Source organism: Agromyces sp. P2_B3, assembly GCF_056404815.1.
The window spans coordinates 130728-145725 of the sequence record NZ_JBFUDH010000001.1 but is presented as its reverse complement, the minus strand read 5'-3'; the positions used below and the strand labels follow the sequence as shown (position 1 = coordinate 145725).

18 protein-coding genes are annotated in these 14998 nt (G+C 73.3%); 8 read left to right on the top strand and 10 right to left on the bottom strand.

Annotated features, from left to right (window positions below):
- Window positions 1-45: 45 nt before the first annotated feature.
- The 4 genes from AC1DZA_RS00690 to AC1DZA_RS00675 are packed head-to-tail and all read right to left on the bottom strand — an operon-like array spanning window position 46 to window position 2055.
- Entirely contained in the window at window positions 46-342 is a 297-nt protein-coding gene (locus tag AC1DZA_RS00690; protein ID WP_476771296.1) for a DUF503 domain-containing protein, read from the bottom strand.
- Between the two features lie 44 nt (window positions 343-386).
- Window positions 387-644 (bottom strand): DUF6510 family protein, encoded by a 258-nt coding sequence (locus AC1DZA_RS00685; RefSeq protein ID WP_309976527.1) that lies wholly within the window; start codon window positions 642-644, stop codon window positions 387-389.
- On the bottom strand, window positions 644-1468 hold the full coding sequence (locus tag AC1DZA_RS00680; RefSeq protein ID WP_476771295.1) for an FAD-binding oxidoreductase: 825 nt from the start codon (window positions 1466-1468) through the stop codon (window positions 644-646). Before AC1DZA_RS00680 ends, AC1DZA_RS00685 begins: the two co-directional genes overlap by 1 nt.
- Window positions 1465-2055, bottom strand: a complete 591-nt coding sequence (locus AC1DZA_RS00675; protein WP_476771294.1) for a sulfite oxidase-like oxidoreductase — start codon at window positions 2053-2055, stop codon at window positions 1465-1467. The genes AC1DZA_RS00680 and AC1DZA_RS00675 overlap by 4 nt, the downstream gene beginning before the upstream one ends.
- Before the next feature lie 129 nt (window positions 2056-2184).
- Here AC1DZA_RS00675 and moaA point away from each other — a divergent pair, with 129 nt between their 5' ends.
- The 3 genes from moaA to AC1DZA_RS00660 all read left to right on the top strand — a co-directional run bounded on the left by moaA (window position 2185) and on the right by AC1DZA_RS00660 (window position 4169).
- Complete coding sequence (gene moaA / locus AC1DZA_RS00670) at window positions 2185-3252, top strand: GTP 3',8-cyclase MoaA (RefSeq protein WP_476771293.1); 1068 nt, start codon at window positions 2185-2187, stop codon at window positions 3250-3252.
- The gene (locus tag AC1DZA_RS00665; protein ID WP_476771292.1) at window positions 3245-3505 is read left to right on the top strand and encodes a MoaD/ThiS family protein; all 261 of its coding nucleotides are present in this window, start codon (window positions 3245-3247) and stop codon (window positions 3503-3505) included. The genes moaA and AC1DZA_RS00665 overlap by 8 nt, the downstream gene beginning before the upstream one ends.
- A gap of 70 nt (window positions 3506-3575) precedes the next feature.
- Complete coding sequence (locus AC1DZA_RS00660; protein ID WP_476771291.1) at window positions 3576-4169, top strand: dihydrofolate reductase family protein; 594 nt, start codon at window positions 3576-3578, stop codon at window positions 4167-4169.
- A 273-nt stretch (window positions 4170-4442) separates the two neighbouring features.
- On the opposite strand, the gene AC1DZA_RS00655 is transcribed toward AC1DZA_RS00660, so the two are convergent.
- The 4 genes from AC1DZA_RS00655 to AC1DZA_RS00640 are packed head-to-tail and all read right to left on the bottom strand — an operon-like array spanning window position 4443 to window position 8173.
- Entirely contained in the window at window positions 4443-4862 is a 420-nt protein-coding gene (locus tag AC1DZA_RS00655; RefSeq protein WP_476771290.1) for a molybdenum cofactor biosynthesis protein MoaE, read from the bottom strand.
- 7 nt (window positions 4863-4869) lie between these two features.
- Window positions 4870-5868: a bifunctional molybdenum cofactor biosynthesis protein MoaC/MoaB gene (moaCB, locus tag AC1DZA_RS00650; protein ID WP_476771289.1), complete on the bottom strand. Its 999-nt coding sequence runs from the start codon at window positions 5866-5868 to the stop codon at window positions 4870-4872.
- Window positions 5865-7058 (bottom strand): molybdopterin molybdotransferase MoeA, encoded by a 1194-nt coding sequence (locus AC1DZA_RS00645; RefSeq protein ID WP_476771288.1) that lies wholly within the window; start codon window positions 7056-7058, stop codon window positions 5865-5867. Before AC1DZA_RS00645 ends, moaCB begins: the two co-directional genes overlap by 4 nt.
- On the bottom strand, window positions 7058-8173 hold the full coding sequence (locus AC1DZA_RS00640) for a ThiF family adenylyltransferase (protein WP_476771287.1): 1116 nt from the start codon (window positions 8171-8173) through the stop codon (window positions 7058-7060). The genes AC1DZA_RS00645 and AC1DZA_RS00640 overlap by 1 nt, the downstream gene beginning before the upstream one ends.
- A 131-nt stretch (window positions 8174-8304) precedes the next feature.
- Between AC1DZA_RS00640 and AC1DZA_RS00635 the strand changes: the two genes are divergently transcribed.
- The 5 genes from AC1DZA_RS00635 (at window position 8305) to AC1DZA_RS00615 (ending at window position 12927) form a co-directional block, all read left to right on the top strand.
- Window positions 8305-9972, top strand: a complete 1668-nt coding sequence (locus AC1DZA_RS00635) for a molybdopterin-dependent oxidoreductase (protein ID WP_476771286.1) — start codon at window positions 8305-8307, stop codon at window positions 9970-9972.
- 80 nt (window positions 9973-10052) lie between these two features.
- Window positions 10053-10469: a TOBE domain-containing protein gene (locus AC1DZA_RS00630; protein ID WP_476761433.1), complete on the top strand. Its 417-nt coding sequence runs from the start codon at window positions 10053-10055 to the stop codon at window positions 10467-10469.
- Window positions 10466-11293, top strand: coding sequence for a molybdate ABC transporter substrate-binding protein (modA, locus tag AC1DZA_RS00625; RefSeq protein WP_476771285.1), 828 nt, complete (start codon window positions 10466-10468; stop codon window positions 11291-11293). The genes AC1DZA_RS00630 and modA overlap by 4 nt, the downstream gene beginning before the upstream one ends.
- Window positions 11294-12097 carry a molybdate ABC transporter permease subunit gene (gene modB, locus AC1DZA_RS00620; RefSeq protein ID WP_476761435.1) on the top strand — a complete coding sequence of 268 codons (804 nt, stop codon included), beginning with the start codon at window positions 11294-11296 and terminating at the stop codon, window positions 12095-12097.
- 143 nt (window positions 12098-12240) lie between these two features.
- Window positions 12241-12927, top strand: coding sequence for an ABC transporter ATP-binding protein (locus AC1DZA_RS00615; protein ID WP_476771284.1), 687 nt, complete (start codon window positions 12241-12243; stop codon window positions 12925-12927).
- Between the two features lie 20 nt (window positions 12928-12947).
- Here AC1DZA_RS00615 and AC1DZA_RS00610 read toward each other — a convergent pair whose 3' ends face one another.
- Both AC1DZA_RS00610 and AC1DZA_RS00605 read right to left on the bottom strand, forming a co-directional pair.
- Window positions 12948-14351: an HNH endonuclease signature motif containing protein gene (locus tag AC1DZA_RS00610; RefSeq protein WP_476771283.1), complete on the bottom strand. Its 1404-nt coding sequence runs from the start codon at window positions 14349-14351 to the stop codon at window positions 12948-12950.
- Between the two features lie 120 nt (window positions 14352-14471).
- Window positions 14472-14954: a SixA phosphatase family protein gene (locus tag AC1DZA_RS00605; protein ID WP_476771282.1), complete on the bottom strand. Its 483-nt coding sequence runs from the start codon at window positions 14952-14954 to the stop codon at window positions 14472-14474.
- Window positions 14955-14998 lie beyond the last annotated feature (44 nt).

Below are 14998 nucleotides of genomic sequence, written 5' to 3'. Positions count from 1 at the left end.
GCGCCGAGTGTGGCCGGCAGCATCGGCGCGCCCCGCGGCATCCGCTCAGTCGTCGTCGCTCTGCCGCAGCCGCCGGCGCGCCGAGAGCAGCGTGATCTCGGGACGGCCCGCCACGAGCCGCTCGGCGCGATCGAGGACCTCGGTCACCCGGTCGGCGCCCGACGCGACCACGCCGACGCCGACCTCGGCGCGCCGGTGCAGGTCCTGGTCGCCGACCTCGGCGACGCTCGCCTCCGTCGTGCGCCGCAGGTCGGCGAGGATCGGGCGGACGATCGCTCGCTTCTCCTTCAGCGTGTGCATGTCACCGAGGAGCACGTCGAACTCGATCCAGCCGATCCACATCGGCGCACCTCCCCGAAGCGCCCCGCGCGCAGCGGCGCGACACCTCAGCCTCGCGGAACCTCGATCGCGCTCACGCCGCTGAAGCCGATCCAGGCGCGGTCGCCCGCCTCGACGAGCGTCGCGAGCACGTGGTCGCACGACCCGCAGCGCACCACCGTGCCCGCACCACTGCGGTAGACCATCGCGCGGGCGAGCTCGGCGATCGTGCCGCAGCCGTTGCACCGGGCGGTCGCCATCGTGACATCGAACGAGAAGAACTCGGCGAGCGGGCCGGCGAGGGCGTTGCCGTCGACGTGCTGCATCAGGTGCCTCCGTAACGCTCGGTGCGGATCGACCTCGGGTCGTGGCCGAGGCCCACGAGCCAGTCGGCGACGAGCTCGACGAACCCGGTCGAGCCGCAGACATAGACCCGCGGATGCTCCGACGCGGGCAGCACCGCGGCCTCCAGCGCCTCGCGGGTGATGCGCCCCGGGGCACCCGCCCAGCCGTCGGGCGCCCTGCGCGTGTAGACGAAGTCGAGGTGGAGGGGCGCGGATGCCGCGGCGAGCGCGTCGAGCTCGTCCGCGAAGTACACGTCGTCGGGCGTGCGCACCGAGTAGAGCAGTCGGAACGGGGTGGGGTCGTCGGCCTCGGCGTGCGCGTGCGCCATCGCGTAGAGCGGCACCACGCCGGAGCCGCCCGCGATGAGCTGCACCGGCCGGGCGTCGCCGGTCTCGGCGGCGGGCGCCCAGACGAAGAACGCGCCGAGCGGGCCGTGCACCTCGAGCATGTCGCCCGCGCGCACCTCGTCGACGAGGTACGGCGAGACCTCGCCGTCGGGCAGCTTGTCGACCGCGAGCACGACGCGCGTCGAGGAGCCCGACGAGGCGATCGAGTACGAGCGCGTCGCGGTGTAGCCGTCGGGCGCAGTGAGCCGCACGTCGAGGTGCTGCCCCGCCGCATTGCCGGGCCAGCCGTCGACGTCGAGCTCGAGGCGCGAGGCGTTCGGCGTCTCACGATGCACGGCGGCGACCGTGGCGGCGTGCCAGCCCGAGCGGGGCACCGCACGCAGGGCGGCGCTGAGCGCGGCGGTCTGCGCCTGGGGCTGCCCCTGAGCCTGCGCGACCGGCGCCGTCGTGTCGCTCACCAGTAGCGCTCTTCCTTCCACGGGTCGCCGTGGATGTGGTAGCCGTTCTGCTCCCAGAAGCCGGGCTCGTCCTGGTCCATCATCGTGAGCCCACGCACCCACTTGGCGCTCTTCCAGAAGTAGAGGTGCGGCACGAGCAGCCGCGCGGGGCCGCCGTGCTCGGGGTCGAGCGGTTCGCCGTCGAACTCGAACGCGACCCACGCCTTGCCGTCAAGCAGTTCGTCGAGCGGCACGTTGGTCGTGTACCCCCCGTAGCTGTGCGCCATGACGTACTCCTGCTCGGTCTCGATGTCCTCGAAGAGGGTGTCGAGCGAGACGCCGCGCCAGCTCGTGCCGAGCTTCGACCAGTGCGTGACGCAGTGGATGTCGGTGTCGACGTCGTCGATCTTCAGCGCCATGAACTCGTCCCAGTTCCAGCGGTGCACGCCCGACTCGGTGCGGATCGCGAACTCCCACTCGTCGGTCTCGACCTCTGGCGTCGGCCCGGCCGAGAGCACTGGGAAGTCGCTGACGAGGGTCTGGCCGGGTGGCAGGCGATCGTCGCGTTCGCGACTTCGCCCGCTGAACCCTCGAGTGATGAACGACATGACGTCTCCTCCCGACTCGTCAACGATAGTGACCACGGCATCCGCTGTCATCGTTCCGGGGCCATCGGGCGCGACATGATCAGCAGATCGACATCGGCGCGAAACGTGGAAGCGCCTAGTGTGGAGGGCATGGCCGCCCTCTCCCTCGGCATGCCGGCCGCGCGCCGGCCGCCTTCGGCTGCGCCCTCGATCGAGGGGCGTCCGGATGCCGCGGGGCTGGTCGATCGCTTCGGCCGCGTCGCCCACGACCTACGGGTGTCGATCACCTCGGCCTGCTCGCTGCGCTGCACGTACTGCATGCCGGCCGAGGGCCTGCCGGTGATCCCCAACGACGAACTGCTGTCGGCATCCGAGATCGCCCGGCTCGTCGGCATCGCCGTGCACGACCTCGGCGTGCGCGAGGTGCGGTTCACGGGCGGCGAGCCGCTGACGCGGGCCGACCTCGTCGAGATCATCGCTCTGAGCTCCGCCGCAGCGCCGGGTATCCCGCTCGCCCTCACCACGAACGGCATCGGGCTCGACCGCAAGGCCCAGGCGCTCAAGGATGCCGGGCTCACCAGGGTCAACGTCTCGCTCGACACCCTGGATCGCGAGCACTTCACGCGGCTCACCCGCCGTGACCGCCTGCCGCGGGTGCTCGACGGCATCGCCGCGGCGCACCGGGCAGGCCTCGGTCCCCTCAAGGTCAACGCGGTCGCGATGCGCGAGACCCTGCACGACGCGCCCGCCCTGCTCGCCTGGGCGGTCGAGCACGGCTGCCGCCTGCGCTTCATCGAGCAGATGCCGCTCGACGCCGACGAGCAGTGGAAGCGCGACAACATGGTCGATGCCGACGAGCTGCTCGCGGTGCTCGGCGAGCACTTCGAACTCGAGGCCGTCGCCCGCGAGGACCCGTCGTCGCCCGCGGAGGAGTGGCTGGTCGACGGCGGTCCGGCCACGGTCGGCATCATCGCGTCGGTGACGCGCTCCTTCTGCGCCGCCTGCGACCGCACGCGGCTCACGGCCGAGGGCTCGGTGCGGTCGTGCCTGTTCAGCGACGACGAGACCGACCTGCGCGGGATGCTGCGGGCCGGCGCGTCCGACGCCGAGCTCGCCGACCGGTGGCGCGCGGCGATGTGGGGCAAGCAGGCCGGTCATGGCATCGACGCCGCGGACTTCCACCGCCCGGTGCGGTCGATGGGCGGGATCGGTGGCTGACGTGGCATCCGTCACGGTGCGGTACTTCGCTGCTGCCGCCGAGGCCGCGGGCATCGAACAGGAGACCCTCGCGGCATCCGAGGCCGGCACGACGGTCGGCGAGCTGCGCGAGCGCCTCGTCCAGCGCTACGGCCCGACGATGGCCCGGGTCGTGGCGAACGGGTCGTTCCTCGTCGACGGCGTCGTGCGACGTGACGCCGGGGCCGCGCTGGGCTCGAACGTCGACGTGCTGCCGCCGTTCGCCGGCGGCTGATCGCACCCGCCGGCCGCCCGGCGCCGCCGAACCCCTTCCGGCCGGCGCGCCACGGCGCTACCGTGCCGGCATGGGCAAGGTCATCGCGAACGCCTCCATGTCGCTCGACGGATTCATCGCCTTCGACGACAACGGCATCGGCGAGCTGTTCGAGTGGTACGAGAACGGCGACGTCGAGATCGTGAACGAGGGCGAGCTGCCGCCGTTCCACGTCACGCAGGCCAGCGCCGACTACTGGCGGTCATGGGTCGACTCGATCGGCGCGCTCGTCGTCGGCCGCGAGTTGTTCGACGTCACCGACGGCTGGCACGGGAAGCATCCCATCGGCGTGCCGATCGTGGTGCTCACGCACGAGCCGCCCCACGACTGGTCGTACCCGGGCTCCGAGGACTTCCACTTCGTCACCCAGGGCATCACCGCGGCGGTCGACCGGGCGAGGGAGATCGCCGGCGAGCGCAACGTGGCCCTCGCCGCCGGCACGATCGCAGGTCAGGCGCTCGACGCCGGACTCGTCGATGAGGTGGCCATCGACCTCGTGCCGGTCGTGATGGGATCGGGCAAGCGGTACTTCGGCGACGCGGGCCCGGCGCGGCTCGGCGACCCGACGGCCGTCGTGCAGGGCCGGCGCGTGCTGCACCTGCGGTACCCGGTCGAGCGCGGTTGAGCCCCGGCGCTGTTGGACGCACATCTCCCTCACGGAAACCGACACATGCTTCCGTTACGGAAGTCGACCCACGTTCCCCCGCACGGCGACGGACGCACATCTCCCTCACGGAAACCGACACCTGCTTCCCTCACGGAAACCGGTGCCGAAGTGCCGAAGTGCCGCCACGTCCTGGAAGGAGGACTCGTTCAGCTCGTCCTCGGCCTCGCCACGACCACGAGGGTCCGAGCTCGACGCGAAGCCAGGGCGCGAGCCCAGGTCAGAGGACGCAGGTCAGAGATTCACCCACTCGGTGGTGCCGCCCTCGAGGTGCTGGCGCTTCCAGATGGGCGTGCGCTCCTTGATGCGGTCGACGAGCAGGGCGCAGGCCGCGAAGGCCTCGGCGCGGTGCGGTGCCGCGACGGATGCCACGAGCGCGACGTCCCCGATGGCCAGGGTGCCGATGCGGTGGGCGGCGGCGACCCGCAGGCCGGTCTCGAGGGCGACCTCGACGCACGTCTCCCGCAGGAAGCGCTCCGCCTCGGGATGCGCCTCGTACTCGAGCAGGGTCACGGATGCGCCGTGGTCGTGATCGCGGATGACGCCCTCGAAGGTGACGAGCGCGCCGTCCTGCCGCGACTGCACGAACGCCTCGATCGCCGTGCGGTCGAGCGGCTCCGTCGTGACGACCGCGAGCACGTCGGGGCCAGGCATGCGCGCCTCAGGCATCCGAACCTCGCGGCGCATGGTCGCCTCCGGCGACCTGGTCGAGGAGGTGGGGGAGCAGCTCGTCGAGCACGCGGAGGCCGTCGGCGACTCCGCCGCGCGATCCGGGGAGGTTGACGACGACGGTCCGCCCGGCCACGCCGGCGAGCGCCCGGCTCAGGGCGGCGGTCGGCGTGGCGACGCGTCCGGCGGCCCGGATCGCCTCGGCCACCCCCGGCAGCTCGCGGTCGAGCACGGCAAGTGTCGCCTCGGGAGTACGGTCGCCGGGGTTCACGCCGGTGCCGCCCGTCGTGATGAGCACGGAGGGCGATCCCGCGACCGCCCCGCGGACCGCGTCGGAGACGTCGGCGTCGGCGACCACGACGGGCTCGTCGACGTCGAAGCCGCGTTCCCGGAGCCACGCCACGATCACGGGCCCGGTCGTGTCGTCGGCGGTGCCGGCCGCCGCCCGGGTGGACGCCACGAGCACCGTGGCCACGCCGGGGTGGTGGGCCGGGTCGGCGAGGCCGCCGGCGTCGGCCGCGGCATCCGCTCGCCAGACGCCGCGCTTGCCGCCACGCTTCTCGACCAGGTGGATGCCGCCGAGCTGCGCGGCCGGGTCGACGGCCTTCACCATGTCGTGCAGGGTGAGTCCGGCGATGGCGACGGCGGTGAGTGCCTCCATCTCGATGCCGGTGCGGGCCGTGGTCGAGACGGTGGCACGGATCGTGACGGCGGCCTCCTCGAAGCCGAAGTCGATCGACACGGCGTCGAGCGGCACGATGTGCGCGAGCGGGATGAGCTCGCTCGTGCGCTTCGCCCCCGAGATGCCCGCGATGCGCGCGGTGGACAGCACGTCGGCCTTCTTCAGCCCGTCGCTGCGCACGAGCGCCACGACCTCGGCGGTAGTGTCGAGGCGGCCCTCGGCGATCGCGATCCGGCGGGTGACCGGCTTGCCGCCGACGTCGACCATGCGAGCACGGCCGTCGTCGTCGAGATGGGTGAGCGAGGTCATAGGAACACGGTATCGACCACGGCGCCGGCGTCGAGTGACGTGACGTCCTCGGGAACCACGATGAGCAGCTCGGATGCCGCGAGCGCCGCCACGAGGTGCGATCCCGGTCCGCCCACGACCTCCGCGCTTCCGCCGTCGGCGCGGCGGCCGCGCAGGAACTGCCGCTTGCCCGCCACGGAGGTGAGCGGCGCCGCGAGCGGGAGGCGCTCGGTGCGCGCCGGCGGCAGTCCCGCGATGGCGCGGAGCGTGGGCGCCACGAACAGCTCGAACGAGAGCTGGGCGCTCACGGGGTTGCCGGGGAATCCGATGACGGGCATACCGCGGTAGGCGCCCGTCGCCTGCGGACCGCCCGGCTGCATCGCCACGCTGCCCACCCAGCCGCCGAGCGGTTCGAGGGTCTCGCGCACCACCTCGTAGGCGCCCATCGAGACGCCGCCGCTCGTGAGCACGAGCTCGGCGCCGGCGTCGCGGGCGGCATCGAGCTCGGCGAGCAGCCGTGAGACGTCGTCGCGCACGCGACCCTCGTGCACCACGACGGCGCCCACGGCGCGCACGGCCGCGGCGAGCGCGACGCCGTTCGCGTCGGGGATCTCGCCCGGTTGAAGCGCGGACCCCGGCGGCACGAGTTCGCTGCCCGTGCTCACGACGGCGACGCGCACGCGTTCGCGCACCAGCAGCTCAGTGAGTCCGGATGCCGCGGCGGCGGCGAGGTGCCGCGACGCGAGCTTGAGCCCCGGCGGCAGCACGTCGTCGCCTGCGGCGAGGTCGGCGCCCGCCTCGCGCACGTACTCGCCGGCCGCGCGCGGGCGCAGGATGCGGATGCGCGTGCCGTCGGATTCGGTGTCCTCGACGGGCACGATCGCGTCGGCGCCCTCCGGCACCGCCGCGCCCGTCATGATGCGCACCGCGGTGCCGGGCGCCAGCGGGCCGGGTGCGCCGGCCGCCGCGGCGACCTCTCCGGTGATCGGCAGCGACACCGGGGCATCCGTCACGTCGACGGCACGGACGGCGAACCCATCCATCTGCGAGTTGCGGAACGGCGGCAGGGCGATGGGCGACTCGACGGGCGAGGCGGTGATGCGACCGAGCGCGTCGGCGAGGGCCACTCGCTCGGTCGGCCTGGCGCCGAGGCCGGTGAGCAGCGACCGCACGAATGCCGCGTGCTCGTCGACCGGGATGCGGCCGGCCATCAGTACCGCACCACGCTTGGGTCGACGGTGCGCGACCAGGCGTCGATGCCGCCGGCCAGGTTGCGCACGCTCGCGAAGCCCGCGCGGGCCAGCGATCGCGCGGCGTACTCGGACCGAACGCCGAGGTGGCAGTAGACGACGACGGATGCCGCGGGGTCGAGCTCCGCCGTTCGGGCATCGAGCTCCCCGAGCGGGATCAGCGTGGAGCCGGGAATGGTGGCGATGTCGGCCTCCCAGGGTTCGCGCACGTCGAGGAGCACCGGTGGGGCCTCCGAGTGGAGCTCGCCCGAGAGGGTGCCGGCGTCGACCTCGCCGGGCACGGCCGTCGGCGTGGGCACAGGCGCAGGCACAGGCACTGATGCCGGCACGGCCGCGGCCGGCCTGGCCGCCGCATCCGCCGACCGTCGGTAGACGATCTCGCGCGTGCGGCCCGACAGCGCCTCGAACACCACGACCCGGCCGAGCAGCGGCTCGCCGATGCCGGTGAGCAGCTTCAGCGCCTCGCCGGCCATGAGCCCGCCCGTGACCGTGCACACCGTCGGCAGGATGCCGTCGATCTCGCAGCTGAGGCCGGCGTCGGCGGGAGGCTCGGGGAAGAGGTCGCGGTAAGAGACGCCGCGCGCGTCCCACGAGACGCCGACCTGGCCCGAGAACTTCGCCGCCGAACCCCACACGAGCGGGATGCCGGCGCGCGCGGCCGCGTCGTCGGCGACGTAGCGCGTGAGGAGGTCGTCGGTGCCGTCGATGACGAGGTCGGCGTCGGCGAGGAGCTCGTCGGCGTTGCGCGCGTCGAAGGCGTGCGGCACGGGGAGCACGATCGTCTCATCCGAGAGCGCCGCCGCGGCATCCGCTGCCGATGCGACCTTGTCGCGGCCGACGTCGGCCGGCGTGTGCAGGGTCTGGCGGTGCAGGTTGGTGACCTCGACGCGGTCGTGGTCGACGATGCTGAGTCGACCGACTCCGGCCGCGACGAGCGCGGGCACGACGGCGCTGCCGAGTCCGCCGGCGCCGAGCACGACGACGTGCGCGTCGGCGAGGCGCTGCTGCGCATCGATGCCCCACCCCGGGAGCACGCGCTGCCGGGCGTAGCGGGGATCAGCGGGATCGAGGGCCATTCCTCGATTCTCGCAGGCGCGGACGGCGGCGCGTCCAGCGGGCCGCCGTCGGCGCCGCGGCAATCCGGGGCGCCCCGGGTGACGAACCACCCCTGCGAGCGCACCCGCGCCCGGGATGCGGAGGCGGCGGCATGGCGACGACGAGCCCGAGGCGCACCCCCCGTCCCTGGCGATGGTGGGGATGGGCCGCCGTCGCCGGGATCGTGAGCGCCGGGGTGTTCCTCGCCCTCGCCGAGCTGTTCGCGCTGCTGGTCGCCCGCGACGGCAGCCCGATCCTCGCGGTCGGGTCGTTCGTGATCGACATCGTGCCGCAGCCGTTCAAGGAGTTCGCGATCGCGACCTTCGGCGCGTACGACAAGGTCGCGCTCCTCATCGGGTTGGCGCTCGCGGTGCTTGTCGCGGCGGCGGTCATCGGGGTGCTGCAGTTCGTGCGGCCGCCCCTCGGCGTGGTCGCGCTCGGCATCGCGGGTGCGCTCTCCGTCGCGGCGGTCGTCACGCGTGCCGGGGCGACGCCGTTCGGGGCGGTGCCACCCATCGCCGGCACGGTCGTCGGCAGCGTCGTGCTCGTGCTGCTCGTGCTCCGGCTCCGCGCCTGGCAGTTCGAACTGGGGGCCGAGCGCAGGCGCGCGGATGCCGCGGCGGCGGGTGCCGGGTCGGAGGCTGATCCCGGCGACCCTGCCGAGCCCGCTGCCGCCGCCGCCTTCCCCTCGGAGCCGCCGCGCTCAGCCGTGGACCGGCGCGGGTTCTTCCTGCTCGCGGGTGCCGCCGCGGCATCCGCCATCGTCGTCGGCCTCGGTGCGCGAGTCGCGGGGGCGACCACGTCCTCGATCGCCGCCGTGCGGCGCGCTCTCCGCCTGCCGGCGCCCCGCACGACCGTGGCCGTGCCCGCGGGTGCCGAGCTCGACATCCCGGGGATCTCGCCGCTGTTCACCGCGAACCGAGACTTCTACCGCGTCGACACGGCGCTCACGGTGCCCGAGGTCGACCCCGCCGGCTGGCGGCTCGTCATCGACGGCCTCGTCGACCGCCGGGTGGAGTTGGGCTTCGACGAGCTCGTCGGCATGGGGCTCGACGAGTACGCGATCACGATGACGTGCGTGTCGAACGAGGTCGGCGGGGGACTCCTCGGCACCGCGAACTGGCTGGGCATCCCCGTGCGCGACGTGCTGAAGCTCGCGGGGCCCCGCTCGGGCGCCGACATGGTGCTCTCGCGCAGCGTCGACGGGTTCACTGCGGGCACCCCGCTCGAGGCGCTCACCGACGCCGGCCTCGACGCGATCCTCGCGGTCGGCATGAACGGCGAGCCGCTGCCGCTCGAGCACGGCTTCCCGGTGCGGATGGTCGTGCCGGGCCTCTACGGCTACGTCTCGGCGACGAAGTGGCTCACCGAGCTGAAGGTCACGACGTTCGCCGACGACGAGGCGTACTGGACGCCCCGCGGGTACAGCGCGACGGCGCCCATCAAGCTGTCGTCACGTATTGACACGCCCCGGTCGGGCACGCCGATCGTCGCGGGCCCCACGAAGATCGCGGGGGTGGCGTGGGCGCAGCCGGTGGGCGTCGACCTCGTCGAGGTGCGCATCGACGATGAGCCGTGGCATCCGGCGACCCTGTCCACCCCGCTCAACGGCAGCACCTGGGTGCAGTGGTTCGTCGACTGGGAGGCGACGCCCGGCACGCATTACGTCACCGTGCGGGCGACGGATGCCGCGGGCACGCGCCAGGCGGAGGAGCGCACCGCGATCGCCCCCGACGGATCCACGGGCTGGCAGCGCACGCTGCTCACGGTCACGTCGTAGCGCGATGCGGAGGTACGCCTCGCCCATCGCCGTGTTCGCGGCTACAGTGAGGGTGTGGCGCCGCAGTTGAGGATCCGCTCGTGACCCAGTTCCGCGTCAGCGAGGCGGCCGCGCTGCTCGGCGTGAGCGACGACACCGTGCGACGGTGGGGCGAGCACGGCCGCCTCACGCTGCGGAAGGCGGCGAACGGCATGCAGGTGGTCGACGGGGTCGACCTCGTGCCGCTCATGGAGGAGGCCGCGTCGGGCGGAGCGCTCGCCGAGGCGTTCCCACTGGCTCGCGCGTCCGCCCGCAATCGCTTCGTCGGCCTCGTGACCCGCGTGCAGCGCGACGGCGTGATGGCGCAGGTCGACCTGCAGGCGGGGCCGTTCCGCATCGTGTCGCTCATGAGCCGCGAGGCCGCCGACGAGCTCGGGCTGGAGCCGGGCATGCTCGCCGCGGCGAGCGCGAAGGCCACGAACGTGACGATCGAGCTGCCCCCGCGAGGCGAGGCATGAGCTTCCGGATGCCGCGTGCCGCCGTTCCGGCGTTGGGCCTGGCCGTCGCCGTTGCGCTGGCGGTCTCCGTCACGGGCTGCGCCGCGGGCGGCGGGTCGGCTGCATCGAGGTCGACCATCCCCCAGACGGATGCCGCACCGACGACCCTCACCGTCTTCGCCGCCGCGTCGCTCACCGAGGCGTTCGACGCACTCGCCGCGGACTTCGAGGCGGAGCATCCGGCCATCGAGGTCTCGCTGAGCTACGGCGGAAGCGCCGCGCTCGCGCAGCAGATCGTGGAGGGCGCTCCGGTCGACGTGTTCGCCTCGGCGGCCGAGCCGCCGATGGCGGTCGTGGTGAAGGCCGGGCTCGCCGACGACCCGGTCGTGTTCGCGACGAACACGCTCGAGCTGGTCACCCCCGCCGACAATGCGGCCGGGATCACGGGGCTCGCGGACCTCGCCGACCCCGACCTGCGCATCGCGCTCTGCGATCCGACGGTGCCGTGTGGTGCGGCATCCGACGCCCTGCTCGGCCAGGAGGGCGTGACGGCCTCCCCCGACACCCTCGAGTCCGAGGTGAAGTCCGTGCTCACGAAGGTGGTGCTCGGCGAGGTCGACGCCGCCCTCGTCTACCGCACCGACGCGCGCGCCGCCGGCGACGCCGTCGTGGGCATCGAGGTGCCCGGCGCGGCATCCGTGGTGAACCGCTACCCGATCGCCGCGGTCGGCGCGGCGGCGGATCCGGATGCGGGGCGAGGCGAGGCCGCGGCCGACTTCGTGGCGTTCGTGACCGGCGAGGCCGGTCGGGCCGTGCTCGCCGACGCCGGGTTCGGAGCCCCCTAGGTGGGCAGGACGGGCCGGCTCGCCTGGCCGGTCGCCGTGGTGGCGGGCGTCGCGCTCGCCGTGCTCATGCTGCCGCTCGTGGCGCTGGTCGTGCGCGCCCCGTGGGGCGATCTCGCCGACCTGATGACACGCGAGTCGGTGCTGCAGGCGCTCGTGCTCTCCTTCGCCACGGCGACCCTCGCCACGGGCGTGTGCCTCGTGCTCGGGGTTCCGCTCGCCGCGCTCCTCGCGCGGGCCGCCGACTGGCCGACCCTTCCCCGTCGGGCGCTTCGCGCGGCGGTCACCGTGCCGCTGGTACTGCCGCCGGTGGTGGGCGGCATCGCCCTGTTACTGCTCCTCGGACGGCGAGGCCTCATCGGCGGTGCGCTCGACGAGTGGTTCGGCATCACGGTGCCCTTCACGACCGGAGCCGTCGTGCTCGCGCAGGTGTTCGTGGCGCTGCCGTTCCTCGTCTTCGCCGTCGAGGGCGCGCTCCGCTCGGCCGACCGGCGCACCGAGCTGGCTGCGGCGACGCTTGGCGCGTCCCGCTGGCAGGTGTTCCGGTTCGTCACCCTCCCGCTCGTCGCGCCCGGTGTCGCGGCGGGCGCGGTGCTCTGCTTCACCCGGGCGCTCGGCGAGTTCGGTGCCACGATCACGTTCGCCGGATCCCTTCCGGGCGTGACGCGCACGCTGCCCATCGCGAGCTACCTCGCCATGCAGTCGGACCCCGACGAGGCCATCGCGCTCGCGCTGCTGCTGCTCGCCGTATCGGTCATCGTGCTGCTCGGACTCCGTGACCGCTGGCTGCCGGGGGTGCGGGCGTGACCGACCGCGGGGATCCCGAGCGCGGGCGCGGCCGGCGCGATGCCGCTGGGCGGGATGCTGCTGGACCGGATGCCACGGCGCCGGACGCCGCTCGGCCGGACGCCGCTGGGCCGGATGCCACTCGGCCGGCGCTGCATGTCGACGTGGCCCTGCTGCGTGGCGAGGTAGCGATCGCGGCGCGGTTCGACGTGCGCCCGGGGGATCCGCTCGCGCTGATCGGACCGAACGGCGCGGGCAAGTCGAGCATCCTGGCGGCGATCGCCGGCCTTGTTCCACTGCGGTCAGGGCGGATCGTGATCGGGAGCCGCACCGTCGACGCAATGCCGCCCGAGCGTCGGCGCATCGGGGTCGTGTTCCAGGACTACGTGCTGTTCCCTCATCTCACGGTGCACGACAACGTGGCGTTCGCCACCCGGATGCGAGGTTCGCGCGCCGCGGCGCGATCGGCGGCCGAGCCGTGGCTCGAACGGTACGGGCTCACACCGCTGGCCGGGCGGTTTCCCGCGGAGCTCTCGGGCGGCCAGTCGCAGCGCGTCGCACTCGCGCGGACGCTCGCCGCCGAGCCCGAGGTACTTCTGCTCGACGAGCCGATGTCGGCGCTCGACGTCGAGGTTCGCGCCGAGATGCGCATGGAGCTCGCCACCCATGTGCGTGAGTTCGGCGGTGCCACGGTGCTCGTCACCCACAGTCCGGCGGATGCCGCGGCGCTCGCCGACCAGGTCATGGTGCTCGAGTCGGGACGCGTCACCCAGCGCGGCACGCTCGACGAGCTGCGGGCCGCGCCGGCGACGCCCTACGTGCGGCGGATGCTCGCGGCATCCGCCGACTGACCGGCACCCCCAACGTCGGATCATGCCGCTGGGACCGCGCCCGCAGCGCGGGATCCAGGTCGATGCGCGGCCCACGGCGGTTCAGCGTCCCCGTCGAAGAGCAGCGCAGCGTCGACGCCCTCTCGCTCCCACGTGTGCTGCGGCGCCCGCGACTCCCCCACGTCGGGCGGCGCAAACGGCCGGTCGGGTGTCGACACGTGCGCACGACCAGCCGGAGACGTCCACCGGATGTCTCCGTCGGGCAGCTGCGACACGCGCCATCCGGTGTGGTGCTTCAGTCGATGGTGCTTGCGGCAGAGATGGGCGAGGTTGTCGTGGCGGGTGGTGCCGCCCGCCGCCCAGTCGCGAGTGTGGTCGATGTCGGTGCCTGCGGCGCGACGGGAGCAGCCGGGGAATCGGCATCCCCCATCGCGGACGCGAAGGTATCCGGCGAGGTCGGCGGGAACACGGTAGCGGGTGCGGCCGTAGGAGAGGTAGGCACCGGTTTCGGGGTGCGTGAGGATGCGATGGAAGGACGGCGCGTGCGCCGCCAACCGGCGGGCCGTCTCGGCGGGGATGGGTCCGTGCCCATCAAGCTCGGCGGGCTCGTCGCTGTGTCCGAGCAGCGTGAGCACCGGCACGGTGACGTAGACGCGCGGCCTGACCACGCCGAGCGGGGACGGGTCGGGTCCCTCGGCGCCCGGCATTCGCGCGATGCCCACTGCGGCCCCGATGGGGCGGCCGAGCAGGAGATCGCCCGCCAGGTCGACCAGGCGCTGCCGATGGGTGCGAGCATCTCCATCCGAGTCGGATGCGGCACCAGCGAGCGCATCGAGGTGAGCCATGATCGCCACGCCGCGCTCGGCCTCGAGGTGCATGCTCAGCCACGCCATGCCATCGTCGGCGGGCTCGAGGATGACGCGACGCTCGTCGCGAGCGTGCTCGTGGCGCATGTCAGGCGGCTCGGGATGCATGCGCTCTCGAAGCCGGCGAATGCGGCGACGGAAGGCCGACGGCGTCTCTCGAGCCGCGCCCACGAGCGCGGCAGCCTCGAAGGCCCCGGCATGATCCGCAGGCAGGCCACTCGCGACCTCGAGCAGGGATCGCACCTGCGGAACGCCGATCGTGCCGGCCGACAGGGCATCGAGCGTGGCGGCGAACGTGCCGCACAGCTGTGTGGCATCGGCGATCAGCCGGCCAGCCGTCGCCTCGTGCACGACGAGCGTCGTCGCCAGCTCGGCGACGAAGGAACGCGTCGCGAACTCGCGATCCCCGAATGACGAGTCATCCGTCACGCCCTCGACCTCGGCGGCGAACTGCCGGGCGGTCTCGATGCGGCGTAACTGCTCGGCCTGCGCCGAGCGCACAGCGCGCTCGAGTTCGACGATGCGGTCGAGCTCGACACGCAATCGAGCTCGCGCGTCGAGGTCGGGCGGGGTGTCCATGAGATGAGTCAAGCACCGGCCACTGACATTGCCGGGCCGGGAAATCGCAGGTCAGTCGATGTTTCTCTGTGGATATCTCGGCTCCGTCAGCGGCTGTGGAGGACGAGTCGCGTGACCCGCTCACCGAGGGGTGTCGAACCGGCTCTCCACCGGATCCGCCTCGACGGCCTCCGCCCAGCTTCCGACGTCGAACGTGAATTCCGCGACCGCGCACGTCGGCATGTGCTCGATCGTGCCCGACAGCGCGAAGGCGAGGTCGGAGAGTCCCGGGTCATGGGCCACGACCATCGCCGTGTCGGCGGCGTCGTCGAAGTCGCGGACGACGTCGAGGATCTCCTCGGGCATGGCGCCGTAGAGCCGTTCGTCGAGCTCCACGCGGTCGGCGCCGACGCCGAGCGCCTGCGCCAGCAGCTTCGCCGTGGTGCGGGCGCGAATGGCCGTGCTCGAGCGGATGATGTCGGGCACCAGTCCCCGCTCGGCGAGGCGCCGCCCCATCTCGGGCGCATCGCGCAGGCCGCGCTCAGCCAAGGGCCGCTCGTGATCGTCGAGGCCCGGCGCATCCCAGGCCGACTTCGCGTGTCGCACGAGCACCAGCGTCTTCATGCGGCGAGTCTGCCACCGTCGGCAGCGGTCCGCGAGGGCGAGCG